The sequence below is a fragment of the Halomonas alkalisoli genome, from assembly GCF_021412585.1.
GTDB classification, from domain to species: Bacteria; Pseudomonadota; Gammaproteobacteria; order Pseudomonadales; family Halomonadaceae; genus Halomonas; species Halomonas alkalisoli.
Genome location: NZ_JAKCMI010000021.1, coordinates 305,941 through 330,409, shown reverse-complemented (window position 1 = coordinate 330,409; position 24,469 = coordinate 305,941). Strand labels below are relative to the sequence as shown.

Below are 24,469 nucleotides of genomic sequence, written 5' to 3'. Positions count from 1 at the left end.
GGCCGGCGATGCCTGGGTAGCGGTGATGACAAAGTGGTCGGCGGGTTCAGCGACGGCTCTTGCGAGCCTCCTTGGTTCGGCCCAGCTCGCGCTTCTTGGCCTTATCGCGATCGCTGGCGTCGGCCATGGGGTCGAAGGGGTTGCTGCCGGAGCGGAATTCGAAGCGGATCGGCGTACCGCGAACCTTGAGCACCTTGCGGAAGGTGTTGATCAGGTAGCGCTTGTAGGCTTCGGGCAGCGCCTCGGTCTGGTTGCCGTGCACCACGATGATGGGCGGATTGCTGCCACCCTGATGCGCCATGCGCAGCTTGATGCGGCGGCCATGCACCAGGGGCGGCGAATGCTGGCTGACCGCATCCTGCAGCAGGGTGGTGAGGCGGTTGGTCGACCAGTGGCTGTTGGCGGAAGCGAAGGCGCGCTCGATGGAGGGGTAGAGATCGCCCACCGCCGTGCCGTGCAGGGCCGAGATGAAGTGCAGCTCGGCGTAGTCGGCAAAGCCCAGGCGGCGCTTGATCTCGGCGCGCATCTTCTCCTTGGCTTCGCTTTCCAGCCCGTCCCACTTGTTGACCGCCAGCACCAGGGCGCGTCCGGTGGTCAGCACGTAGTCGAGCAGATGCAGGTCCTGCTCCACCAGGCCGCTGCTACCGTCCAGCACCATGATGGCGACATGGCACTCCTTGATCGCTTCCAGGGTCTTGATGATCGAGAATTTCTCGAAGGACTCGCGGACGCTCTTGCGCCGCCGTACACCGGCGGTATCGATCAGCACATAGGGCTTGCCGCGGCGTTCGAAGGGGATCTCGATGGCGTCCCGGGTGGTGCCGGCCTCGTCGAAGACCACGACCCGCTCCTCGCCCAGCAGCCGGTTGACCAGGGTCGACTTGCCCACGTTGGGGCGGCCGATCACGCCGATGCGAATTCCCTTGGTGCCGGTATCGGCGGGAATGCTCTCGTCGCGCTCGGGGAAGGGCTCGAGTACCGTCTCGATCAGGGTGGTGACGTTGCGACCGTGGGCCGCGGCGATGGGGAAGGGGTCGCCAAGGCCCAGCGCCCAGAAGTCGGCCATGGCCGAGTGCTCTTCCAGGCCGTCGGTCTTGTTGACCACCAGCCAGGTCTTCTTCTGGTTGACCCGCAGGTGGTTGGCGATGGCCTCGTCGGCCACGTTGAGGCCGGCCCGGGCATCGACCATGAACAGCACGATGTCGGCCTCGTCGATGGCCGCCAGGGACTGTTCGGCCATGGCGGCGTCGATACCCTCCTCGTCGCCGCTGATGCCGCCGGTGTCGATGACCGTATAGCTCTTGTCACCGAGCAGGCCGTTACCGTACTTGCGGTCTCGGGTCAGGCCCGGGAAGTCAGCCACCAGGGCGTCCCGCGAGCGGGTCAGGCGGTTGAACAGGGTCGACTTGCCCACATTGGGGCGGCCGACCAGGGCAATCACAGGCGTCATCGGCGGATGTCCAGGGCTTCCAGACGACCGTTATTGGTCAGCACATAGATGCGCCGCGCATCGGTGACGGGGCGCACGCTGATGCCCGAGCTGTCGATCCGGGTCCGGGCGGTAAAGCGGCCGCTCTGGGTGTCGATCAGATGCAGGTAGCCTTCGAAGTCGCCCACCACCAGATTGCCGCCGGCGAAGGCGGGGGCGGTGAGCCAGCGACCCTCGAGGTCGCGGTTGCGCCACACTTCCTCGCCGCTGCGGGCGTCGAAGGCGAGTAGGTGACTGGCTTCGTTGACGGTGAAGAGTCGATCGCCCACCAGCACCGGGGTCAGGTGGCTGGAGTGTTCACGCTCCCAGAGGATCTCGCCGGTGTTGGCCTGCAGGGCCACCAGGCGGCCGTTGTAACTGGTGACGAACAGGCGTCCATCCGGCGTCAGCACCGGCTGGCCGCCGAGGTCGACCATGCGGTCGATCTCGCTACGGCCCTGGGGCACGGCAATGCGTCGCTCCCACAGTGGCTGGCCGTTGCGGTTGTCCAGGGTGACCAGGCGGCCGTTGGCGAAGCCGGCGAAGGTCACCGGGTCGATCACCGAGGGCGTGCCGGTGCCGCGCAGGGTAAGGGCGGGTTCGGTGGTGCTGTGCGACCAGCGCTCCTGGCCGTTGCTGCGGTCCAGGGCGGTGACGCTGCCGTCGACGCTCTGTACCACCAGCAGCTGCTGGTTGGGCTGGGGCGCGGCCAGCACTTCACTGGGGACCCGGGCGCGCCAGCGCACGCTGCCGTCGCGCTGGCTGAGCGCCAGCACTTCGCCATTGCGCGTGCCCAGGTAGATCTCGCCGGCCACGGCGGTCAGGGCGCTGGAAACGCCGGCTTCGAGGTCCTTCTGCCACAGCCGGTTGCCGCTGCCGGCTTCGAAGGCCATCACCCGGCCGCGCTCGTCGGCGGCATAGAGAGTGCCGTTGTCCAGCGCCGGGGCAATGGGGTACTGGGCTCGACCGAGACCCTGGCCGACCCGCTGGCGCCAGTCGCTGTCCAACTGGGCGGTGGCATCGAAGCGAGAGAGTTCCTTGGGCGAGTAGCGCGGCTCCGACTTGCTGGCGCAGCCGGCCAGCAGGCCGATGGTGAGCGTGGCGACAATGGCGAGAGATGCCTTGCGCCGCATGAGTGAAATCATAGTATCGCCTCTTCAACGCCAAGGTTTTCCAGCTTGAGCTGGACACCGTAGATCGGCTGGTCACGCTGTTCGGCGTGGGCCAGCGCTTCACGCCAGGCTTCCCGCGCCTGGTCTTCACGGCCCAGCGCGAGCTGGGCGTCGCCGCGGATATCGGCTCGCTGGGCGGCAAGTGCGTCGGGGATGCCGCTGTCGAGGGTCTCGAGCGCTGCTTCGGCATCGCCCTGGGCCACCTGCAGCCGGGCCAGGCGCAGTCGTGCCAGGCCCTGGATGTAGTCGCGCTTGCTGGCGTCGATGACTGCCCGCAGGGCGGCCTGGGCGGCATCATGGTCGTCCTGCGCTACCGCCAGGCGGGCGTCGATCAGCCGTGCCATGTCGGCATAGAGCGTGCGGCCGTGGTTGTCGACGATCTCGTCGGCCAGGGCACGGGCCTGGGCGAGGCCTTCATCGTCCAGCACCTCGGCGTCGGCCAGGTTGACCAGGTGCTGGTAGCGCAGCGAGGCCGCCTCGGCCTGGTTTTCCTGATAGTTCTGCCAGGCATTCCAGCCGAATATGCCGGCGCCGGCGAGGGCCGCGCCGACGATCAGCGCGGTGCCGTTCTCTTTCCACCAGCGCTTGATGGCATCCAGCTGCTCTTCTTCAGTTCTCAGCTCCGCCACGGGCGGTCTCCTTTACGGCATGTCCGGTTCGGGTCAGGCGGTAGCGTCATCCGACAACATTGCCTGACAACAAGGTGGCGAGTTCGGTGCCCAGCGAGCGCCTGCTCAGGCTCTGCTGATCGCGCGCTTCACGCAGGAACTTCAGGGTCACTCGATCATTGGCCAATTCATCCTCGCCCAGCAGCAGGGCAAGGCGGGCGCCGCTCTTGTCGGCTTTCTTGATGCGACTCTTGAAGCTGCCGCCGCCGCAGTGCAGCTGTAGCCGCAGGCTGGGCAGAGCGGTGCGCAACTGCTCGGCCAGCAGCATGGCGCTTCCGGTGGCGCCATCATCCATGGGCAGCAGGTAGACGTCCAGCTCATCCAGGGCGCCCCGTGGTACCAGCTCCAGTGTCTGCAGCAGCAGGACCAGCCGCTCGATGCCCATGGCGAAGCCGACGGCCGGTGTCGGCTTGCCGCCGAGCTGCTCGACCAGGCCATCGTAGCGCCCGCCGGCACATACCGTGCCCTGGCTGCCCAGCGCGGTGGTGGTCCACTCGAAGACGGTGCGACAGTAGTAGTCCAGCCCACGCACCAGGCGCGGATTGATCGTGTAGTCGATCCCGGCCGCCTCGAGCATCTTGGTGAGCTGCTCGAAGTGCTCGCGGGATCCGTCGTCCAGGTGGTCCATGAGCCGGGGCGCATCGGCCAGCATCGGCGCCATGTCAGGGTTCTTCGAATCCAGGATGCGCAGCGGGTTGCTGGTCAGGCGGCGCAGGGAATCCTCGTCGAGCTGGTCGCGGTGCGCCTCGAAATAGGCCACCAGCTTGTCGCGATAGGCGGCCCGGGCCTCGTTGGAGCCCAGTGAGTTGAGCTCCAGGGTCACGTGATCGAGCAGGCCCAGCTCCTTCCACAGCCGTGCCGAGAGCAGGATGACTTCGGCGTCGATGTCGGGGCCGTCCAGGCCGAAGGCTTCCAGGCCGACCTGGTGAAACTGCCGATAGCGGCCCTTCTGCGGGCGCTCGTGGCGAAACATCGGGCCCTGGTACCACAGCCGCTGGGTCTGGTTGTGCAGCAGGCCGTGCTCCATGGCGGCGCGCACGCAGCTCGCCGTGCCCTCGGGGCGCAGGGTCAGGCTGTCGCCATTGCGGTCCTCGAAGGTGTACATCTCCTTTTCGACGATGTCGGTGACTTCGCCGATGGAGCGGGCGAACAGGGCGGTCTGCTCGACGATGGGCGTGCGGATCTCGGCATAGCCGTAACGCTGCATCAGCGACTGCACGGTGCCCTCGAAGTACTGCCAGAGCGACGACTGCTCCGGCAGCAGGTCGTTCATGCCGCGAATGGCCTGGATCTTCTTCTTGCTCGGCTCTTTATTGCTGACTGGGGACTTGCTCAATGCTGACTCCTTGTTGTCGCCCGGCTCACTGGTCGCGGGCGATCACGTCCTGTTCGGCCTGCTCTTTCTGGCGTACCCGCTCGCGAATCAAGCGCTCGAGGTCATCGACCAGGTGCTCGTTGCGCAGCTTGGAGGCTGGCTTGCCGTCGATATAGACGAGGTTGGCGGGCGAGCCGCCGGTGAGGCCGACATCGACCTCCTTGGCCTCGCCGGGGCCGTTGACCACACAGCCGATCACGGAAACGTCCAGCGGCGTCATGATGTCCTCTAACCGCTCCTCGAGGGCATTCATGGTGCCGATGACATCGAAGTTCTGGCGCGAACAGCTGGGACAGGCGATGAAGTTGATGCCCTTGGCACGCAGGCGCAGGCTCTTGAGCATGTCGAAGCCGACCTTGATCTCCTCGACCGGGTCGGCGGCCAGCGAGACGCGAATCGTGTCGCCGATGCCGTCCATCAGCAGCATGCCCAGGCCAATGGATGACTTCACCGTACCCGAACGCAGACCGCCCGCCTCGGTGATGCCCAGGTGCAGCGGCTGCTCGATCAGGGTGGCAAGCTGGCGGTAGGCGGCCACCGCCATGAACACGTCCGAGGCCTTGACGCTGACCTTGTAGTCCTGGAAATCGAGGCGGTCGAGGTGGTCGATATGGCGCATGGCCGACTCCACCAGGGCTGCCGGTGTCGGCTCGCCATACTTCTTCTGCAGGTCCTTCTCCAGCGAACCGGCATTGACGCCGATGCGGATCGGGATGCCGTTGTCCCGGGCGGCGCTGACCACGGCGCGAACCCGCTCCTCCTTGCCGATGTTGCCGGGGTTGATCCGCAGGCAGTCGACGCCGAGTTCGGCGACGCGCAGGGCGATCTTGTAGTCGAAATGGATATCGGCCACCAGCGGCACCTCGACCTCGCGCTTGATGCGCCCGAAGGTCTCGGCGGCATCCATGGTCGGCACCGAGACCCTCACGATATCGGCCCCGGCGGCTTCCAGCTGGCGTATCTGGGCCACGGTGGCGGCCACGTCCAAGGTGTCGGTGTTGGTCATGCTCTGCACGGAGATGGGGGCGCCGCCCCCTACCGGAACCTTGCCGACATGGATCTGGCGGGACTTGCGTCGAATGATGGGCGATTGAGCGTGCATGGTGACGGAATCATTCTCCCAGAGTGAAGCGGGCAACGTTGTTGGCGCCGGCGCGGGCAGCGAGATCGACCGCTTCGCCGCGCCAGATCAGCTCGACGCCGGTGGCATTGCCGATGGTCATGCGGAAGGGCGGTTCGCCCTCCACGCTGGCGGTGGTGCCGGGCTCCTGGAGGCCGACGAAGATGCGCTGGTTGTTGGCATCGAAGATCTCGGTCCAGGACTGTTCGTTGAAGGTCAGCTGCAGCTGGCGAACGTCGCCGGCGGCGGGGGCCTCGGCGGCCTCGGGCTCCTCCTCGGTGACGATGTCGGGGGTCTCGGCGACCTCCTCGGTCACCGCCTCGACGTCCGCTGGTATCGTCTCGTCGGTATCACCGGCTGTCGCGAGACGCTCGGCCCCGGCGGCATCGACCTGCGGGGAAGGGGCGACGGGTGCCTGGGTGCCGATCGGATCGACGCCCTCTTCGGGCAGCGGCGGCAGGGACTCCTCGACCTCGGGGCGGGGCGCCTCTTCGACCAGGGTGGTGGTGCCATCGAGGTTGTCCACCGAGACGGGGCTGCTTTCGCCGAAGTCGAGCAGTTCGCTGCCGCCACGGCTCTGCCACCACACCAGGGTCAGGCCGATCAGCCCGGCAATGACCAGCAGGGTCACCAGCTTGAATAGCCAGGCGCCAATGCGGGAGGGGGGGCGGGAGACGTTCACCGGGGTCACCCGCTGTTCCACTTCCTGGCTGCTGAAGCGGCTGGCATAGGATTCGAGGACGGGCCGATCATCGATGCCCAGCAGGCGGGCATAGGCGCGCAGGTAGCCGCGGCGATAGGCGGCGACCGGGATCTGCTCGTAGTTGTCCTCTTCCAGCCCGCCGACGACGGCTGGCCGCAGGTTGAGCGCCGTGGCGACTTCTTCCCGGGAGAGACCCTGGGTCTCTCGCTCGCGGCGCAGCAGTTCGCCGGGCGAGGCCTGGGACCCGAAGTCGACCGTATCGATATTGTGATTGTCGCTCATGGCTGAGCATCCTTCGTCATGAATCGTTGATCAAGGGGCGTCACTTAGGGTGTCCGGGTCAGGGGTGACGGCCGTGTTCCCGCTACGGGCCACGGCGATTTCGTTGGCCAGCGCCTGGGCGTTCGGCGTCATGCCCGCCAGCCGGATGAAGGCATCCAGCTGTTGGTGGGCACGCTCCGGATTCCCCAGCGTCAGCTCCAGTTCTGCCAGCGCGAAGTAACTTCGCGGACTGCGCGGCTCCAGGCTCTGGGCGCGTTCGAGGCTGCTGCGTGCCTTGGCCAGGTCTCCCATCTCCCAGTGGCACTGCCCCAGGTTGGCAAACAGCTGGGCCCGGTTGGCGTACTGGGTATCGCGGGAGGCCTGCTCGAGCTGCTCGCAGGCCTCGGCAGTGCGGCCCTTGTCATAGAGAAAGGCGGCGTAGTTGTTGCGCGCCCGGCTGTAGTCGGGGTCGGCCTTCAGGGCCTGCTGGAAGGTCTCGTCGGCCAGTTCGTCCTCTCCCTGCCGCTGGTAGACAATGGCCATGGCCTGAAGTGCCTGAGGATTTCGCGAATCGCTCTCCAGGGCGCGATTGAGCGCCGCAATGGCGCGGGGAAGGTTGTCCTGTTCCAGGTAGGCCATGCCCAGCTCGGTAAACGCCTCGGCGGGAGTGCTGCCGTCGCCCCGCTCGGCCTGGCTGGCACAGCCGGTCAGCCACAGCGACCCGGCGAGCATCGCCACCAGCGAAAGCGGCCTGAGTCGTGAAGGCAGGGAGGGGCAGCGCGTCATGGCATCCTCATGCAAAGAGCTCTTCGGGCAGCGGTGGCGGGTAAAAAAAGCCTGTCCATCAAAGCGCCGTGACGTGTTGAAGTCAAGGCGCCCGCCCGCTTCAGTCGGCGTCGATCTGTATCGAGCGGATATAGCGCTCATGCCGCTTGGTGCGATCCTTCACCCGCCCCACCAGCTGGCCGCAGGCGGCATCGATGTCGTCGCCGCGGGTGCTGCGAACCGGTGCCGTGTAACCCAGCTCGTAGAGCCACTGCTGAAACCGCATCGTCTGGTTGCGTGACGGCGTCTCGTAGCCCGAATGGGGGAAGGGATTGAAGGGAATCAGGTTGATCTTGCACGGCAGCTCGCGCAGCAGTTCGGCGAGCTGCTCGGCGTGCTCCTGCTGATCGTTGACGTCCTTGATCAGGGTATATTCGATGGTCACCATCCGCGTATCGCTGCACTTGGCGAGGTAGCGCTGGCAGGCGTCCAGCAGGGCGCGAATGTTGTACTTGCGGTTCAGCGGCACCAGCTCGCTACGCAGCTCGTCGGTGGCGGCATGCAGCGAAATGGCCAGGCTCACGTCGAGCTCGTCGCCCAGCTTGTCGAGCATGGGGACCACGCCGGAGGTCGACAGGGTGACACGCCGCTTGGAGAGGCCGTAACCGTTGTCGTCCAGCATCAGCTTCATGGCCGGCACGACGTTGTCGTAGTTCATCAACGGCTCGCCCATGCCCATCATCACCACGTTGGTGACCGGACGGTTGGCGGTGTCGCGGCGCGGGCCGAAGCTGTTGCTTGCCACCCAGACCTGGCCGATGATCTCGGCGCTGGAGAGGTTGCGTTGAAAACCCTGCTTGCCGGTGGAGCAGAAGCTGCAGTCCAGCGAGCAGCCGACCTGGGAGGAGACGCACAGGGTGCGCCGCTTGCCGTTCTCGGCCGGGATCAGCACGGTCTCCACATAGGTGCCGTCCTCCACTTCCAGCACCCACTTGCGAGTGCCGTCGCTGGAGGTGCCCTCATAGACCACCGCGGGTCCACGAATCTCGGCCACCTCGGCCAGGCGCGTGCGCAGCGCCTTGGACAGGTTGGTCATGGCCGCGAAGTCGTCGCAGCCTTCGTGGTGGATCCATTTCATCACCTGGGCGGCACGAAACTTCTTCTCGCCGATGGAGAGGAAGAATTCTTCCAGCTCCTCGCGAGTCAGGCCGAGCAGATTGGTGCGTTGGGAAGCGGTGGCGGTCATGGCATCACGGACATCGGAGGGACAGGGGCGGGGGCGAAAATGCCCCCGCGTAGGCAGGCCTGGTGTGGCTCAGCGCGGGCAGATTTCGTCGGCACTAAAGAAATACGCCACTTCCCGCTCGGCGGAGGCCGGAGAGTCGGAGCCATGTACGGCATTGGCATCGATGGTCTCGGCGAAGTCGGCGCGGATGGTGCCCGGGGCCGCTTCCTTGGGGTTGGTGGCGCCCATCAGGTCACGGTTCTTGGCGATGGCATCGTCGCCTTCCAGCACCTGCACGACGACCGGGCCCGAGGTCATGAAGCCGACCAGATCCTTGAAGAAGGGGCGCTCCTTGTGCTCGGCGTAGAAACCGCCGGCCTTCTCTTCGGAAAGGTGCAGCATCTTGGCGGCCACGACCTTGAGGCCGGCCTTCTCGAAGCGCGCGATGATCTCGCCGATGGCGTTCTTGGCGACGGCGTCGGGCTTGATGATGGAAAGAGTACGTTCGGTAGCCATGAGGGCCTGTCTCCGTTGGCAGTATGTATGGGGATAGCGCCACGCTACGCCGGTCTCGAAGAGAAGCCGGCACGGCGCGGCGCTACGAATAAAGGTGCGTTCGGCGTCGCACGCCAGGTCGGCGCGACGATTCAGCGCATAAACAGTGGGCGCAGAGTATAACGCTCCCGGCGGGCGTTGAACAATCGTCCGGTCTCCGGGGGCGGAACAATCGCCCGGTTGCCAAGGCGGAAGGCCTGGGTGAACGCATCACACCGTGAAGCTTTCCCCGCAGCCGCACTGGTCCTTGACGTTGGGATTGTTGAAGCGGAAGAAGCGGTTGAGCCCCTCCGAGACATAGTCGACCTCGCTGCCGTCGAGCATCTCCAGCGCATCGGGGGCGACGAAAACGGTCACGCCGTGATCCTCGAAGGAGATGTCGTCATTGGCCGCTTCGTCGGCGAAGTCGAGCACATAGCTGTAGCCCGAGCAGCCGCTGGGCTTGACCGAGACCCGCAGGCCCAGTCCCTGGCCGCGCTCCTCGAGCACCCGTTGGATCTGCTCGGCGGCGGCGGTGGTGATCGAAAGATGCGCCATATTCATTCTCCTGCTTGTGTGGGTGGGCATGGCCGCCTAGCGGCGCAGGCCCGGAAGAGCATGTTGCAGGGCGTCCAGCGCCCTGTCGATATCGGCTTCGGTGGTGAAGCGGCCGAAGCTGAAGCGAAGCGATGCCAGCGCCAGAGGGCGCGGTACGCCGATACCCTTCAATACATAGGATGGCTCAACGCTCGCCGAGTTGCAGGCCGAGCCGGTAGAAAGGGCGATATTGCGCAGCGCCATCAGCAGCGACTCGCCGTCGACACCCTCGAAGGCGAGGTTGAGAATATTGGGAACCGCGACATCGACAGCGGTATTGCGGTGAATGCCGTCCAGGTTCGAGAGCCCATCGAGCAGCCGGTTACGCAGCGCCAGGATGCGGGCCTGGTCGGCTTCGCCCTCCTGGGCGGCCAGGGCGAAGGCCTCTCCCATGCCGGCGATCTGGTGAGTCGGCAGGGTGCCGGAGCGCATGCCGCGCTCGTGTCCGCCGCCGTGAATCAGCGGTGCCAGGCGGATATCCGGGCTGCGCTTGACGTAGAGTACGCCCACGCCCTTGGGGCCGTATACCTTGTGGCCGGAGAGCGACATCAGGTCGATGCCGAGTGCGGCGACATCGAGGGGGATGCGCCCCACCGCCTGGGCGGCATCGACATGGAGCAGGGCGCCACCGGCATGCGCCACTTCCGCCAGCCCCGCCAGATCATGGATGCAGCCCAGCTCGTTGTTGACCGCCATCAGCGAGACCAGGACGGTATCGGCACGCATGGCGTCGCGCAGCTGGTCGGGGGTGACGCGCCCATCTCGCCCCGGGGTCAGCCAGGTGACCTCGAACCCTTCGGCTTCCAGCGCCCGGGCGGTGTCCACCACCGCCTTGTGCTCGATGATCGAGGTGATCAGGTGGCCGCCCCGGCTGCGGTTGGCCCGCATGTAGCCGATCAGCGCCAGGTTGTCGGCTTCGGTGGCGCCGCTGGTCCAGACGATCTCGCGCGGGTCGGCCCCGATCAGGTCGGCGACCTGGCGGCGGGCGCTCTCCACGGCCTGTTCCGCCTGCCAGCCGAGCATATGGCTGCGCGAGGCGGGATTGGCGAAGATCCCCTCCTGGGTGAGATGACGCTGCATCACGTCGGCGACCCGGGGGTCGACCGGCGTGGTGGCGGCATAGTCGAGGTAGACGAGGTCGCTCATGGGCTCGTGGGAGTCTCCATACGGGATCGGTGTCCGTTGGCGGTCAGGGCGCAGAGGTCAGGATGGTATTCGCATCCAGGCGGCCGCGCTGACGCTTGGCGATACGGCGAACATCACCGTTCTCCACCAGCTGGCCGAGGGTGATGCCGTCGAGAAAGCCGCGGATCTGCTCGGAAAGGTCGCACCACAGGTGGTGGGTCAGGCAGGTGTCGCCCTGCTGGCAGTCCGACAGCCCCTGGCAGCGGGTGGCATCCACCGACTCGTCCACCGCGTCGATCACCTTCGCCACCGATATCTCCTCGGCCGGCAGCGCCAGCAGGTAGCCGCCACCGGGGCCGCGAACGCTCTTGACCAGTGCCGCGCGGCGCAGGCGTGCGAAGAGCTGCTCCAGATAGGGCAGCGAGATTTCCTGGCGGCGCGAGATGTCGGCCAGACAGATCGGGCCCCTGTCGCTGTTCAGGGCCAGGTCGAGCATGGCGGTGACGGCGTAGCGCCCCTTGGTTGTCAAACGCATGCTGGGCTCGTCGAACGCATGGGAGCGTACCTCTGCGCCTGCGTATAGGGCTGGCGCTCAGTGTGCGGCGCGGCCAATGTAGGCCACGGGGGTCAGAACGCCATTATGGTAAAGCCCGAGTGTTCTGGTCAACCATTGCGCTGCTGTGCGTCGCCCTTGTCCTCCTCCGGCGGCGTGCGCTCGCTCGGCTTGGGCGGGCCACAGCAGGCATCGACGTCGTCGAGGATATCGGCGAAATCCTCGTCGCGCAGCTCGGGCAGCTTGCCCTCTCGGTAGCTGGCGTCGAGCTTGCGCAGCGTGCCGCACATGCGTTCGATGCGCTCGTCCACGGCATGCATGTGGTCGAGCATGGCCTGGATGGAGCGCGCCACCGGGTCGGGCATGTCTTCGCTGACGCCGTAGGCGTCGAAGCCGAACTTCTGGCAGATCGCCTCTCGCCGTGCCGGGTCAACGTCGAGAGCCGCGGCCACGTCGGGCTCCTCGCGCTTGACGATCTTGCCGGGAATGCCGACCACCGTGGCGCCGGCGGGCACCTCCTTGGTGACTACCGCATTGGAGCCCACCTTGGCCCCGGCACCCACCGTGAACGGGCCGAGGATCTTGGCGCCTGCGCCGACGATCACGCCCTGCTCCAGGGTGGGGTGGCGCTTGCCCTTGTGCCAGCTGGTGCCGCCCAGGGTGACCCCCTGGTAGAGCGTGACGTCATCACCCACCTCGGCGGTTTCCCCGATCACCACGCCCATGCCGTGATCGATGAAGAAGCGTCGACCGATCTTCGCCCCGGGATGGATCTCGATGCCGGTCAGCCAGCGCGAGAAGGTCGACAGGGTGCGTGCCAGCCATTTGAGGCGCTTCTTCCATAGCCAGTGCGCCAGGCGATGGAGCAGCAGGGCATGCAGGCCCGGATAGTTGGTCAGTACTTCCAGGAAGTTGCGTGCCGCCGGGTCACGGGCGAATACGCTGTTGATGTCCTCGCGCAGGCGTTGAAACATGCGGCGTCCTTGGGTGGCGGTGGGACGGAGCCGTTAGCGGCATCTGTCGGGGTGACTTCCCATATTGGGGGCGCAGAGGGCTGGCTTCAAGGCGATGGTGTGTCGCTGTCGTCGGCGTCGTGCCGCTGTTCGGCCTGTGGCCGGGCTGCCTGCTTCTCCGTGGCGGTGAGAATACCACGCAGGATATTGAGCTCCATGCGCTCGGGGCGGGCCTTCAGGGTGAAGCGGCGCAGCCGGGCCATCAGCTGCCGGGGCAGGGCCGGGTCATGGAAGCCGATGGCGATCAATGTCTTTTCCAGGTGGGCGAAGTAGTGCTCCAGCTCCTGGTGGCTTGCCAGCGGCTGGTGCGGCTCGGCCTCGGCGCCTTCCGCCTCATCCTGCTGAGCCAGCCAGGCCAGGCGGCACTCGTAGGCCAGCACCTGCACCGCCGCGGCCAGGTTGAGCGAGCTGAAGTCCGGGTTGGTCGGGATATGCACGTGGGCATGGCAGCGCTGCAGCTCGGCATTGGAGAGGCCGCTGTCCTCGCGGCCGAACACCAGCGCCACCCGCGATTCGGCGCCGGACAGCTCGTCGGGCAGCCGGCTGCCCAGCGCCCGAGGCGAGATCATCGGCCAGGGCAGGGTGCGTGAGCGGGCGCTGGCGCCCACCACCAGGGTGCAGTCGGCAACGGCCTGCTCCAGGGTCTCGACCCTGCGAGCGCCATGCACGATATGATCGGCCCCGGAGGCACGGGAAATGGTGTCGCTGGTCAGCGGCTCGCAGCGCGGGGCCACCAGGGCCAGGTCGGCAAGGCCCATGTTGTGCATGGCGCGGGCGGTGCCGCCGATATTGCCGGGGTGGCTGGTGCCGATCAGAACGATGCGGATGCGGTCGAGCATGGGAGTCCTGCCTGTCGCGTCACGGGAAAAGAGGGCGCAGAGTCTACCATGTCCGCTCGCGGTGATGGCACAGGCGGGCCGACTCTGCTAGGATTCGCGCCGACACGTTCGACCCGCACGCTTCGTTCGAACTAGCCTGTTCTTTAACACCACCGACGCTCCAAGGCCCGATCATGCATCCGATGGTCCAATTTGCGTTGCGCGCCACGCGCAGTGCCGCCGAACAGTTCCTGCGCATTCGTGAGCGCATCGAGAACTCTCACGAGGAACACAACCTCGAGCGCCTGCTCGAGGACACCGCCCGCAATGCCGAGACGCTGATCGCGCATCAGCTCAGCCGCGGTTATCCGCTGCACGGCATTTCCGGCCGCTTTACCCCCCACCGTTCCGGCGAGGGCGAAGGGCAGGACATCGAATGGCGGATCGAGCCCTTCCATGGTTATTCCAGCCTCGGCGTGGCCGGCAAGGGCTTTGCCCTGTCCCTGGTCTGCCTGGTGAAGGGCCGCCCGGAGCATGCGGTGGTGATATGCCCCTTCAGCGATGACGAATACCTGGCCAGCCGTGGCCGCGGTGCCCAGCACAACGGCAAGCGCATTCGCGTGCCCAAGACCACCGCCATCAGCGGTGCCAGCCTGGCCATGAGCCTGCCCGAGTTCGACCAGCGCAGCCGCCACCTGCCCGCCTATCTGACCCTGGTCCAGCAGCTCGGCCCCCTGGTTCAGCTCCAGCTGGCCACCGGCAGCGGCCTGCTCGACATGGCCGAACTCGCCGCGGGTCGCGTCGATGCTGCCTTCGTGCTGGGCCTGGAAGAGCAGGACCGCCTGGTCGGCAGCCTGCTGCTCAAGGAAGCCGGTGCACTCATGGGAACACCCGACGGTCAGCCCTCGGTGGAGGACGATGGTCGGCTCATGGCCGCCGGTCCGCGCCTCTTCAAGGCCCTGGTGCAGCAGCTCAAGCCGCACTTCTGATGTGACATGGTGCGCTGACGAAACCGCCCCCGCAGCGACGCTGCGGGGGCGGTTTTGGTTCTAGCCAGGAAAAACGCCTTACGGCAGCTCCTCCTCGCCCTCTTCCAGATCCTCCTTCTTCGGCGGGATCAGGTCCTTGCGCTCCAGCTTCACCGCGATCAGCAGGGCCGCGGCGACGTAGATGGAGGAGAAGGTCCCCACCACCACGCCGATGATCAGCGCGATCGAGAAGTAGTGGATCATGTCGCCACCCAGCAGCAGCAGTGCCATCAGTACCAGCAAGGTGGTACCAGACGTCGCCAGCGTGCGGGACAGGGTGAGGTTGATGGCTTCGTTGAAGATCGCCGGCATGTCGTCGATGCGCGACTTGCGGATCGTCTCGCGGATACGGTCGTAGACCACGATGGTGTCGTTGAGCGAGTAGCCGATCACCGCCAGCAGGGCGGCCAGCACGGTGAGATCGAAATCGAGCTGGAACAGCGAGAAGATCCCGACCACGATGATCACGTCGTGCATCAGTGCCAGCAGGGCGCCGATGGCGAACTTGTACTGGAAGCGGAAGGCGACGTAGAGCATCACCACGCCCAGCGCCACCATCAGCCCCAGGCCGCTTCGGTCGCGCAGCTGCTCGCCTACCTGAGCGCCGACGAACTCGGCACGGATCAGCTCGACGGTGTCGCCTTCGGCGCGCAGCAGGCTGACGACGCGGTCGCCCACTTCAGGGTCGAAGGCCTGCTGCAGGCGAATCAGCACCTCGGTGGAGGCGCCGAAGGTCTGCACCGAGACGTCGCGGAAGCCGGCGTCCTCCAGGATCAGGCGGATGGCCTCCAGCGAAGGCGCCACGCCGTAGCGCACCTCCACCAGGGTGCCGCCGGTGAAATCCAGCCCCAGGTTGAGCTGCTGGAACAGCAGCGAGACGATCGACGCCAGGATCAGCAGCGCCGACACCGCGAAGGCGATGTGGCGCTTGCCCATGAAGTCGAACTGTCGATTGATGAGGGTTTTCATTACCACCTCTTATATCCAGAGCTTCTTGACTGGTTTGCCACCGTAGGTGAGGTTCACCATCGAACGGGTCACCAGCAGGGCGGTGAACAGCGATGTGATGATCCCCAGCGACAGGGTCACGGCGAAGCCCTTGACCGGCCCGGTGCCGATCGAGAACAGGATTACCGCCACCAGCAGGGTGGTGATGTTGGCATCGACGATCGAGGTGAAGGCGCGCTCGTAGCCGGCATGTATCGCCTGCTGGATCGACAGCCCGCTGCGCAGCTCCTCGCGTATTCGCTCGAATATCAACACGTTGGCGTCTACCGCCATGCCCAGCGTCAGCACGATGCCGGCGATGCCGGGCAGGGTGAGGGTCGCACCCAGCATCGACATGGCGGCGATCAGCAGGGTCAGGTTGAGCGCCAGGGCCACGTTGGCGAAGATGCCGAACACCTTGTAGCGGATCAGCATGAACAGCACCACCAGCAGCAGGCCGATCTGCACCGACATCACGCCGCGCTGAATGTTTTCCGCACCCAGGCTCGGGCCGATGGTCCGTTCCTGCACGAAGTAGATCGGTGCCGCCAGCGAGCCTGAGCGCAGCAGCAGGGCCAGCTCGGCCGCTTCGGTGGGCGAGTCGAGCCCGGTGATGCGGAAGCTGTTGCCCAGTGCGCTCTGGATAGTGGCCAGGCTGATCAGGCCGCGCTCGGTATAGGGCTCGCGAACGGTGACTTCCTCGCCGTTCTCGATCACCGTCCGATCGCGGGTCCGGTGCTCGATGAACAGCACCGCCATGTTGCGACCGATGTTGGTACGGGTGGCGCGGTTCATCAGGGTGCCGCCGGTGCCGTCCAGGTTGATGTTGACCTGGGGGCGGCCGTTCTCGTCGAAGCTGCGGCTGGCGCTGGAGACGCTGTCGCCGGTGATGATCACGTCGCGCATCAGGTCGGCGGTGCGCGAGGGGTCATTGCGGAAGCTGAAGGTCTGGGTCTCGATGTCCGGGGTGTCGGGGCGCGCCTCGAGACGGAATTCCAAGTTGGCGGTGGCACCCACCACCCGCTTGGCGGCTACGGTGTCCTGCACGCCGGGCAGTTCGACCACGATGCGGTCGGGTCCCTGGCGCTGCACCATGGGTTCGGCCACCCCCAGCTCGTCGACCCGGTTGCGCAGGGTCGTGAGGTTCTGGTTGATGGCGTAGTCCTGGAGATCGTTGACCGCCTGTTCGGTCATGGTCATGACCAGCTGGGCGCCACGCCCGTCGCCGGCGCTGTCGTAGTCGAAGTCGCGGAACTCGCGGGCGATCAGCCGGCGGGCGGTATCGCGATCCTCTTCGTTGGCGAAGGTGATGGTCAGGGTGCGGCCTTCGATCTCGGTGCCGCGGTAGCGGATGCGCTCGCTGCGCAGCTGCTCGCGCATGGCGCTGGCATTCACTTCGAGCCGCTGCTCGAGCGCCGCGTCCATGTCCACCTCCAGCAGGAAGTGCACGCCGCCGCGCAGGTCGAGCCCCAGGGTCATGGGCGAGGCGGAGAGCGACTGCAGCCAGCCGGGTGTCGCTTCGGCCAGGTTCAATGCCACGACGTAATCGTCGCCGAGCATGTCGGCGATCATGTCCCGTGAGCGCAGCTGGTCGTCGGGGTCGTCCAGGCGGATCAAGACCCGGGTGTCCTCGCTCTCCACGCCCTTGATGTCGATCCCGGCGTCGAGCAGGGACTGGCGAAGGCTGTCGAGCTGGCCGGCATCGATGGTGGCATCGCCGCGGGCACTACTGATCTGGACCGACGGGTCTTCCGGATAGAGGTTGGGCAGCGAGTAGACCAGGCCTACGAGCAGCACAATGCCTATCAGCAGATACTTCCACAGGGGGTAACGGTTGAGCATGCGAGCCCTGCCCTTTGGTTGCTGAAAACGGGTTGCTGAAAACGGGTTGCTGAAAACGGGTTGCTGAAAATGAAAAGAGGCGGCTGAAGCAGCGGCTAACGAGACGACAACACGGCCGCATGCCCGAGGGCGCGAAGGGCGCCCGGGGCATCGGCCGGATTGCGACCCTCGCCGTTACCTGACCGGGGAGGGTCGATCGGCAAGGACGAGGAGCGTCGAAGTCAGATGGACTTGATGGTGCCCTTGGGCAGCACGTTCGCCACAGCGCTCTTCTGTACATTGACCTCGGTATTGTCTGCGATTTCCAGGGAGATGAAATCATCGCCAACCTTGGTGATGCGCCCCAGCAGGCCACCGCCGATGACCACTTCGTCGCCCTTGGAGAGGCCGCCGACCAGCTCACGGTGCTGCTTGGCCCGCTTGGCCTGAGGACGCCACAGCAGGAAGTAGAAGATCAGTACGAAACCGACCAGCATGATGATCTGTGCCATGCCGCCACCGGCGCCGCCAGCGTCCTGGGCCATGGCCGGAGAGATGAAGAAATCCAGCATGAGAGGCGTGTCTCCTGAGAGGGTAAGTTAAGGTTGCGTGCGAGAAACGTTCATCGAGCGAAGCTGCGGGGCCAGTGGCCACGGCAGTCGGTCGGTCTTCAATTCGGCGCAGGAGGTACTGGCAGCCCCCGCTGCGCATAGTAGCCTTCCACGAAGTCCGCCAATGTACCCGCTTCGATGGCACCGCGCAAACCGGCCATGAGGCGCTGATAGTGGCGCAGGTTGTGGATCGTATTGAGCATCGAGCCGAGCATTTCGCCGCAGCGGTCCAGGTGGTGCAGGTAGCCGCGGGAGAAGTGCTGGCAGGTATAGCAGTCACAACCGTCTTCCAGGGGGCGCGTGTCGTGGCGGTGCTTGGCATTGCGGATCTTGACGGTGCCTTCGGCGGTGAAGAGGTGGCCGTTACGGGCGTTGCGGGTGGGCATCACGCAGTCGAACATGTCGACGCCGCGGCGCACGCCCTCCACCAGGTCTTCCGGCTTGCCCACGCCCATCAGGTAGCGCGGGTATTCTTCTGGCATCCATTCGGGCAGATAGTTCAGCACCCCGATCATCTCCTCCTTGGGCTCGCCCACGGAGAGGCCGCCGATGGCCAGGCCGTCGAAGCCGATCTCGAGCAGGCCGTCGAGGGAGCGGCGTCGCAGCTCGGGATACATGCCGCCCTGGATGATGCCGAACAGCGCCGAGGAGGAGTCGCCGTGGGCCTCGCGGGAGCGTTTCGCCCAGCGCAGCGAGCGTTCCATGGAGAGCTCGGCTTCCTGCTCGGTGGCCGGGTAGGGGGTGCACTCGTCGAAGATCATCACCACGTCGGAGCCCAGCGAACGCTGCACCGCCATCGACTCCTCGGGCCCCATGAACACCTTGGCGCCATCCACCGGCGAGCGGAAGTGCACGCCTTCTTCGGTGATCTTGCGCATCTTGCCCAGGGAGAAGACCTGGAAGCCGCCGGAGTCGGTGAGGATCGGCCTGTGCCATTGGGAGAAATCGTGCAGGTCGCCATGGCCCTCGATCACCTCGGTGCCCGGGCGCAGCCACAGGTGGAAGGTATTGCCGAGGATGATCTCGGCGCCGACCTCCTCCACCGAGGCGGGGGTCATGCCCTTGACCGTGCCGTAGGTGCCCACCGGCATGAAGGCGGGTGTCTCGACCGTGCCGCGGGGAAAGGTCAGCCTGCCGCGGCGGGCCCGGCCGTCGCTGGCCAGCCGCTCGAAGGACATGAAGGATTCGTTACGCATGGGTATCTCGATAGGGAAACTGAGGGTGCCGAGCAGGATGGGGCAAGGCAAGCGCTGGCGAACTCACGGCGCTTGCCGGGTATGAAGCCGGGTGTGAGTGAGTCGGTGTCGAATTCGGCATGCTCATATTCAGCCTGTCTTGCGGGTCAGGAACTCTTGCGGGTTAAAAACATCGCATCGCCATAGCTGAAGAAGGCGTAGCGCTCGGCCACGGCTTCGCCATAGGCGGCCAGCGTCGTCTCGTACCCGGCGAAGGACGCCACCAGCATCAGCAGCGTCGACTCGGGCAGGTGGAAGTTGGTGATCAGGGCATCCACGCAGCGCCACGCGTAGCCCGGGTAGATGAAGATATCGGTCTCACCGCTGTAGGGGGCGATCTCGCCGTCGCTGCTGTTGGCGCAGGCGCTTTCCAGGCAGCGCACGCTGGTGGTGCCCACCGCGACCACGCGACGACCCGCGGCGCGGGCGGCTCGCACCTTCTCGCAGGCGGCCTCGCCCACCTCGATCCACTCGCTGTGCATCTGGTGTTCGCGGATGTCGTCGGCGCGCACCGGCTGGAAGGTGCCGGCGCCCACGTGCAGGGTGACGAAGGCGCTGTCGATGCCCTTCTCCGCCAGGCGTTGCAGCAGCGGCTCGTCGAAGTGCAGCCCGGCGGTGGGGGCGGCCACGGCGCCGTCGCGGCGCGCATAGACGGTCTGGTAGCGCTCACGGTCGGCCAGCTCGTCCTCGCGGGTGATGTAGGGCGGCAGCGGCATATGGCCATGACGCTCCAGCAGCGCGATCAACGGCGTCTCACCAAGGAAGCGCAGCTCGAACAGCGCATCGCGGCGGCCCTCCACCACGGCATGGATGTCGCCCTCGAAGATCAGCTCGGTGCCGGGCTTGGGCGACTTGCTGCTGCGCAGGTGCGCCAGGCCCCGGTGGGCGTCCAGCGGACGCTCCAGCAGCATCTCCACCTTGCCCCCGCTGGCCTTGTGGCCGTGCAGCCGCGCGGGAATCACCCGGGTGTCGTTGAACACCAGCAGGTCGCCGGGCTCGAGCAGGTCGAGCAGGTCGACGAAGCGCCGGTGGGCCAGCTCGCCGCTGGCGCCATCCACGCACAGCAGGCGGCAGTCGCTGCGCTGCTCGGAGGGGTAGCGAGCGATCAGATCCTCGGGAAGCTCGTAATGGAAATCGGCGCGCTGCATGCAGGTTCGGGTCCGCAGGAAAGGTCGGCAGAAGCGGCTGGCGGGCAGCCGGACAAGCCCGCAAGGATACCGAAAAATGGCCGCGTCGTCAGGCATCCCGATTGACCTGCGGTGAAGGCCACGTATAATGCACCGCGCTGCCGGCGTGGCGGAATTGGTAGACGCAGCGGATTCAAAATCCGCCGGGTGCAAGCCCTTGTCGGTTCGAGTCCGACCGCCGGTACCAGATGAAAAACAGTCGCTTACGAGCGGCTGTTTGTGTTTCTGGCCTTCTGTTTTCAGTGCTTGGTCGCACAGTTTTGGTGGCGGCGGGGCGCGCCAGCCGAGGGCATCCTGCGCCTACTACTGATGACCTGAGGTAAGAGCTATCCGATTCCCCTGTCCCGGGGAGGGCGACGATAGGTCATCAGGCGGTCGTATTCCTTCTTGACGATCGCATAGCACTCACAGACCCGCGCTTCCAGACCGGGTCTGTCCAGAATAGTGATGCGCCCGCGATGGTAAGCAATCAGGCCGGCTCTCTGCAGCTTTCCGGCCGATTCGGTGACACCTTCTCGACGTACGCCAAGCATGTTGGCGATCAATTCCTGGGTCATTCGCAGCTCGTTGGTCGGCAAGCGATCCAGGCTCAGCAACAGCCAGCGACACAGCTGCTGATCCAGGCTGTGATGCCGGTTGCACACCGCAGTCTGCGCCATCTGGGTGATCAGTGCCTGGGTGTAACGCAGCAACAGGTCCTGCAGGGGGCCCGCACGATAGAACTCGGCCTTCACCAGCGGCCCCCTGAGGCGATAGGCGCTGCCTGCGCTCTGCACGATGGCACGGCTCGGTGTGGTTTCGCCGCCCATGAACAGCGAGATGCCGACGACACCCTCGGCGCCGACGACGGCGATTTCTGTCGAATCACCATCTTCCATGACGCACAGCAGCGATACGATGGCATCCGTGGGGAAATAGACATAACGCATCGTCTCTCCCGACTCGGCTAGCGAAGCCCCCAGCTTCAACTCGACCGGCTCGAGAAGGGGCGCGAGGCGCTGGTATTCATCCAAGGGCAAGGCTGCCAGCATGGAATTCTGACGAGGATCAGATTGTTGGGTCATGATTGACAAGACTCCTCTAGCTGACAAGTTCCTCAGGCGCGGGGGGCAAGCGCCCCCACACACGCCAGAATCGACACACTTGCTATGTACGTTAGCGCAGGAATACACAATTGCCATGGGATCCGCGACGGCTTGCCTTGCCCGCGCTTCTGGCGATTCCGCAACGCTATGTTCGTCAGCGCACAGTGAGTACGTGCCGTAAGGTCCATCCTCTGGATAAGCGTGGCAAAGGAGATGCCTAAACAGGATGTTGCGCGCTGCGCTACAGGGACGTAGCGCAACCTGCATACTGCTACGTGCGTGATTCGATCCCCGTGCTGCGCTGTCGACAGAAAAGATTCTCCCAGTATGTCATTTAGTATGTTCATTTCTTCTTAAGTTGTTTCATTTGTCCTGCTCTTCATGATTTTTCAGCTATCGTGACAGTGCAATCCTGTAAAGGGTAATATTCATGAAATCCACGAAATTTAACGGTAATTCGTTCGAGAAAATCAAATCAACTTCATTTGATGCGGAGGTCCTGGAATTCTGGGGCGAGCGGGCGCGGGTTAAACTGTCCTGCATGGACGCAATAGTTGCCTATCTTGACTGAGGTGGCCGGCTGCCTGAAAGAGATCGTTAATCTACAGGTATACACCGCTTCTGATGCGCCAGGAAAAGGTTTTCCGGTAATTGGGATGTGTCGGCTCCATGAACTGTCGGGCTCGAAGGTGGTGGCTGATAAGGGGTTAAATTCAAATCGATAACTATTTGTTGGCTTTGTTCTGTCCTGGGTGAGTATGCTCCCAGTCCGGCGTGGTAGCTGACCAAGTTGCGTAATCAGGAAGTGTTATGAAATCCATCTTTGCCTTGGCGCTTGGCACGATAGTCATGCTCTTGGCTATCATCGCTCAGGATTCTCCCATCACGCGAATCATCCTTGGGTCAGTGGGCCTGATGTTATACGCGGTGGCGCTGAGCCCGGGGTCTGCTCGAGGAAAGCCGAAAGCATCCTGGCGCCGCAAGCCGAAACAAGCCCAGGCTTGACGAGTTCGGTGGGCGGCCCTCCTTAACGTAATCAATACGGACTTCTAGCCCCAGAAGCCTGTCGGACTTAGCGCTGATCTGCTGCAAGATCCGGCCTTTCGGCCAATTCACTCGGTTCGATTCGTTAAATGGCGAGCTATTCGCCTCACCAGGTCGATAAACTTCTCTCGAAATCCAAATCTCTCGTGACGATCGCTCCAATCACCCAAGCCTAGGGCTATAATAATGTGATGCAGTGGCGATATCGGCGGGGGTGGGCGAGCATGGGGATGAAAGATCGGGAGGAGAACTGGAAGGAGGGGGATCGGCGTGAGGGCCGGCCGCCGCCGGGGTGGTTGAGGCGTGGCCGCGCAGGCGCCGACGAGGAGTTCGCAGACGAGACGGGCTTTCCACCCAAGGCACATCGAGGCAAAGGCCGCCCGGTGGAGGCGGCCGGGCGGCGTGGCTTTCACGTGGTGAGCTTCCTCATCGGCTGCGCGGTGACCTTCGCCCTGCTGATGGTGGTGCTGAACCTCAGCCCGGAGGCGCTCTACGTCCCCTTCGAGGTGACCCGCAGGGCGCTGGAGACCCTCGGTGTGATGTGAACCTTCCGCTATTTCCTTGATGTGCCTCAGAATCGACGTCATGCTGGCGGCTATACTGAATTGCGAGGAGTGCGTCATGGGTGTGAAGTGGTTCGCCGCAGCATTGATCGTGCTGGGGGTAGGTTTGACCCTGTTCGGCTTTCAGACCCAGAATCCGGCGCTGTTCGTCGGGCTGACGCTGGCCGTGCTGGGTGTCGTGGTAATCCTGACGGGCCGCCGAAACCGGTCGTGAGGACCTGACAAGGCCCGCCGTCGGGCTTATCATGTCGCTATCGTCACAGTCCTTCTCCCCAATGCGGGCGAAGGGCTGTTTTAGTTGTAGGGCCGGCAGCGCGTTCACCTGCCGCTGACCGGCCATAAGGAGGTCATCATGTCACCCCGTCCACCCATTCTCATCAACCGCCTGGACGCCGATCGCCTGCAGCGCCTGATCGACCAGGCGGACGACAAGGATCGTTTCGTCGCCGACTGCCTGGAGGAGGAGCTCGAGCGGGGCGAGGTGGTCGACCCGGAAGACATCCCCGACGATGTCGTCAGCATGAATAGCCAGGTGCAGTTCACCGACCTGAACCGTAACCGGCAGATCATCCGCACCCTGGTCTATCCTCATGCCCTGGCCCAGACCGAAGACGGCATCTCGGTCATGGCGCCCATCGGCGCCGGGCTGATCGGCCTGCGTATCGGTGATGTCATCGACTGGCCGTTGCCCGGTGGCGGCGAGACGAAGCTGCGCATCGATGCCATCCTGTGGCAGCCGGAGCGGGAAGGGCAGTTCCACCGCTGAGGAGATGGGCGGCGCCGAAAGGCGGCGTCGGCTATATCGAGGAGAAGATCAGGATGCCATTTTCGCTATGGATGTCGCTGGTGGCGGTCTGCGCCATGGGGGCCATGTCCCCCGGGCCCAGCCTGGCGCTGGTGCTGCGCCACACCCTGGGCGGCGGACGCGCGCCGGGGGTAGTGGCGGCACTCTTTCATGCGCTGGGGGTGGGCTTCTATGCCCTGCTGACGGTATGGGGCCTGGGGGCGCTGATCGTGCGCTACCCGACCCTGTTCCAGGCGATCACCTGGGCGGGCGCGGCCTATCTGGCCTGGCTCGGCATCAAGGCGCTGCGCGCCGGGCGGGCCGGTGCCATGGAGGCGACGGGCATGGCCACGACCCGGAGCCAGGCGGCGCGGGAAGGCATGCTGGTGGCGCTGGGCAACCCCAAGCTGATCCTGTTCTTCATTGCCCTGCTCAGCCAGTTCGTCACCCCGGACATGAGCCTGGCGGCCAAGGCGATCATCGTGCTCACCGCCATGATCATCGACGGCGGCTGGTATGTGCTGGTGGCGGTATCGCTGACCCACTCCCGGGTGCTGCCCTGGCTCCAGAGCCGTTCGCACTGGATTCATCGAATCACCGGCGTGATGCTGCTGGCCCTTGCCCTGCGGGTGGTTGTCGGCCCTCTCGGCTGACAGCGTTGACAGCCGGCCCGGCCTCGCGCAGGGGATAATGCTAGCCTCAAGGCTATTCGAAAGCGGAAGCCCCC

Annotated in this window: 26 protein-coding genes and 1 tRNA gene; 7 read left to right on the top strand and 20 right to left on the bottom strand. The window is 65.2% G+C overall.

The window, feature by feature from the left end:
- Positions 1-46: 46 nt before the first annotated feature.
- The 14 genes from der to trmJ all read right to left on the bottom strand — a co-directional run bounded on the left by der (position 47) and on the right by trmJ (position 13,418).
- The gene (gene der, locus LY622_RS07970) at positions 47-1,450 is read right to left on the bottom strand and encodes a ribosome biogenesis GTPase Der (RefSeq protein ID WP_234290403.1); all 1,404 of its coding nucleotides are present in this window, start codon (positions 1,448-1,450) and stop codon (positions 47-49) included.
- Complete coding sequence (gene bamB, locus LY622_RS07965; protein WP_234290402.1) at positions 1,447-2,613, bottom strand: outer membrane protein assembly factor BamB; 1,167 nt, start codon at positions 2,611-2,613, stop codon at positions 1,447-1,449. Before bamB ends, der begins: the two co-directional genes overlap by 4 nt.
- Complete coding sequence (locus LY622_RS07960) at positions 2,610-3,269, bottom strand: YfgM family protein (RefSeq protein ID WP_234290401.1); 660 nt, start codon at positions 3,267-3,269, stop codon at positions 2,610-2,612. The genes bamB and LY622_RS07960 overlap by 4 nt, the downstream gene beginning before the upstream one ends.
- A 46-nt stretch (positions 3,270-3,315) precedes the next feature.
- Entirely contained in the window at positions 3,316-4,644 is a 1,329-nt protein-coding gene (gene hisS, locus LY622_RS07955; protein WP_255762496.1) for a histidine--tRNA ligase, read from the bottom strand.
- Between the two features lie 25 nt (positions 4,645-4,669).
- Positions 4,670-5,785 carry a flavodoxin-dependent (E)-4-hydroxy-3-methylbut-2-enyl-diphosphate synthase gene (ispG, locus tag LY622_RS07950; RefSeq protein ID WP_234290400.1) on the bottom strand — a complete coding sequence of 372 codons (1,116 nt, stop codon included), beginning with the start codon at positions 5,783-5,785 and terminating at the stop codon, positions 4,670-4,672.
- A gap of 10 nt (positions 5,786-5,795) precedes the next feature.
- Positions 5,796-6,788: a RodZ domain-containing protein gene (locus LY622_RS07945; RefSeq protein ID WP_234290399.1), complete on the bottom strand. Its 993-nt coding sequence runs from the start codon at positions 6,786-6,788 to the stop codon at positions 5,796-5,798.
- A gap of 30 nt (positions 6,789-6,818) precedes the next feature.
- Positions 6,819-7,553, bottom strand: coding sequence for a type IV pilus biogenesis/stability protein PilW (gene pilW, locus LY622_RS07940; protein WP_234290398.1), 735 nt, complete (start codon positions 7,551-7,553; stop codon positions 6,819-6,821).
- Between the two features lie 100 nt (positions 7,554-7,653).
- Positions 7,654-8,778 (bottom strand): dual-specificity RNA methyltransferase RlmN, encoded by a 1,125-nt coding sequence (gene rlmN, locus LY622_RS07935; RefSeq protein WP_234290397.1) that lies wholly within the window; start codon positions 8,776-8,778, stop codon positions 7,654-7,656.
- Between the two features lie 69 nt (positions 8,779-8,847).
- Positions 8,848-9,273, bottom strand: a complete 426-nt coding sequence (gene ndk / locus LY622_RS07930) for a nucleoside-diphosphate kinase (protein ID WP_234290396.1) — start codon at positions 9,271-9,273, stop codon at positions 8,848-8,850.
- A gap of 249 nt (positions 9,274-9,522) precedes the next feature.
- Complete coding sequence (locus LY622_RS07925) at positions 9,523-9,849, bottom strand: HesB/IscA family protein (protein ID WP_234290395.1); 327 nt, start codon at positions 9,847-9,849, stop codon at positions 9,523-9,525.
- A 36-nt stretch (positions 9,850-9,885) separates the two neighbouring features.
- The gene (locus LY622_RS07920) at positions 9,886-11,034 is read right to left on the bottom strand and encodes an aminotransferase class V-fold PLP-dependent enzyme (RefSeq protein WP_234290394.1); all 1,149 of its coding nucleotides are present in this window, start codon (positions 11,032-11,034) and stop codon (positions 9,886-9,888) included.
- Positions 11,035-11,077: 43 nt separating this feature from the next.
- The gene (gene iscR, locus LY622_RS07915; protein ID WP_234290393.1) at positions 11,078-11,548 is read right to left on the bottom strand and encodes a Fe-S cluster assembly transcriptional regulator IscR; all 471 of its coding nucleotides are present in this window, start codon (positions 11,546-11,548) and stop codon (positions 11,078-11,080) included.
- A gap of 128 nt (positions 11,549-11,676) precedes the next feature.
- On the bottom strand, positions 11,677-12,540 hold the full coding sequence (cysE, locus tag LY622_RS07910; RefSeq protein WP_234282370.1) for a serine O-acetyltransferase: 864 nt from the start codon (positions 12,538-12,540) through the stop codon (positions 11,677-11,679).
- An 86-nt stretch (positions 12,541-12,626) separates the two neighbouring features.
- Positions 12,627-13,418 carry a tRNA (cytosine(32)/uridine(32)-2'-O)-methyltransferase TrmJ gene (gene trmJ, locus LY622_RS07905; RefSeq protein ID WP_234290392.1) on the bottom strand — a complete coding sequence of 264 codons (792 nt, stop codon included), beginning with the start codon at positions 13,416-13,418 and terminating at the stop codon, positions 12,627-12,629.
- A gap of 173 nt (positions 13,419-13,591) precedes the next feature.
- Between trmJ and LY622_RS07900 the strand changes: the two genes are divergently transcribed.
- Positions 13,592-14,386, top strand: coding sequence for an inositol monophosphatase family protein (locus tag LY622_RS07900; protein WP_234282366.1), 795 nt, complete (start codon positions 13,592-13,594; stop codon positions 14,384-14,386).
- A 78-nt stretch (positions 14,387-14,464) separates the two neighbouring features.
- Here the strand turns inward: LY622_RS07900 and secF are convergent, their stop codons facing one another.
- From secF to queA, 5 genes are all read right to left on the bottom strand, one after another.
- Entirely contained in the window at positions 14,465-15,394 is a 930-nt protein-coding gene (secF, locus tag LY622_RS07895; protein ID WP_234290391.1) for a protein translocase subunit SecF, read from the bottom strand.
- A 9-nt stretch (positions 15,395-15,403) separates the two neighbouring features.
- Positions 15,404-17,254 (bottom strand): protein translocase subunit SecD, encoded by a 1,851-nt coding sequence (gene secD / locus LY622_RS07890; RefSeq protein WP_234290390.1) that lies wholly within the window; start codon positions 17,252-17,254, stop codon positions 15,404-15,406.
- A gap of 221 nt (positions 17,255-17,475) precedes the next feature.
- Positions 17,476-17,805, bottom strand: a complete 330-nt coding sequence (yajC, locus tag LY622_RS07885) for a preprotein translocase subunit YajC (RefSeq protein WP_234290389.1) — start codon at positions 17,803-17,805, stop codon at positions 17,476-17,478.
- A 98-nt stretch (positions 17,806-17,903) separates the two neighbouring features.
- On the bottom strand, positions 17,904-19,022 hold the full coding sequence (gene tgt, locus LY622_RS07880) for a tRNA guanosine(34) transglycosylase Tgt (RefSeq protein ID WP_234290417.1): 1,119 nt from the start codon (positions 19,020-19,022) through the stop codon (positions 17,904-17,906).
- Positions 19,023-19,186: 164 nt separating this feature from the next.
- Positions 19,187-20,227, bottom strand: a complete 1,041-nt coding sequence (gene queA / locus LY622_RS07875; RefSeq protein ID WP_234290388.1) for a tRNA preQ1(34) S-adenosylmethionine ribosyltransferase-isomerase QueA — start codon at positions 20,225-20,227, stop codon at positions 19,187-19,189.
- 139 nt (positions 20,228-20,366) lie between these two features.
- On the opposite strand from queA, the gene LY622_RS07870 reads away from it, so the two are divergent.
- Positions 20,367-20,453, top strand: a tRNA-Leu gene (locus LY622_RS07870).
- A gap of 139 nt (positions 20,454-20,592) precedes the next feature.
- On the opposite strand, the gene LY622_RS07865 is transcribed toward LY622_RS07870, so the two are convergent.
- The gene (locus LY622_RS07865) at positions 20,593-21,330 is read right to left on the bottom strand and encodes a Crp/Fnr family transcriptional regulator (RefSeq protein WP_234290387.1); all 738 of its coding nucleotides are present in this window, start codon (positions 21,328-21,330) and stop codon (positions 20,593-20,595) included.
- 831 nt (positions 21,331-22,161) lie between these two features.
- Here LY622_RS07865 and LY622_RS07860 point away from each other — a divergent pair.
- The 5 genes from LY622_RS07860 to LY622_RS07840 all read left to right on the top strand — a co-directional run bounded on the left by LY622_RS07860 (position 22,162) and on the right by LY622_RS07840 (position 24,395).
- Positions 22,162-22,356 (top strand): hypothetical protein, encoded by a 195-nt coding sequence (locus tag LY622_RS07860; RefSeq protein WP_234290386.1) that lies wholly within the window; start codon positions 22,162-22,164, stop codon positions 22,354-22,356.
- Positions 22,357-22,619: 263 nt separating this feature from the next.
- Positions 22,620-22,940, top strand: coding sequence for a hypothetical protein (locus LY622_RS07855; protein ID WP_234290385.1), 321 nt, complete (start codon positions 22,620-22,622; stop codon positions 22,938-22,940).
- Between the two features lie 76 nt (positions 22,941-23,016).
- Entirely contained in the window at positions 23,017-23,172 is a 156-nt protein-coding gene (locus tag LY622_RS07850; protein WP_234282353.1) for a hypothetical protein, read from the top strand.
- A 138-nt stretch (positions 23,173-23,310) separates the two neighbouring features.
- Positions 23,311-23,724 carry a nucleoside diphosphate kinase regulator gene (gene rnk / locus LY622_RS07845; protein WP_234282351.1) on the top strand — a complete coding sequence of 138 codons (414 nt, stop codon included), beginning with the start codon at positions 23,311-23,313 and terminating at the stop codon, positions 23,722-23,724.
- Between the two features lie 53 nt (positions 23,725-23,777).
- A complete protein-coding gene (locus LY622_RS07840; RefSeq protein WP_234290384.1) occupies positions 23,778-24,395 on the top strand; it encodes a LysE family translocator in 618 nt (205 codons plus the stop codon).
- Positions 24,396-24,469: the final 74 nt, after the last annotated feature.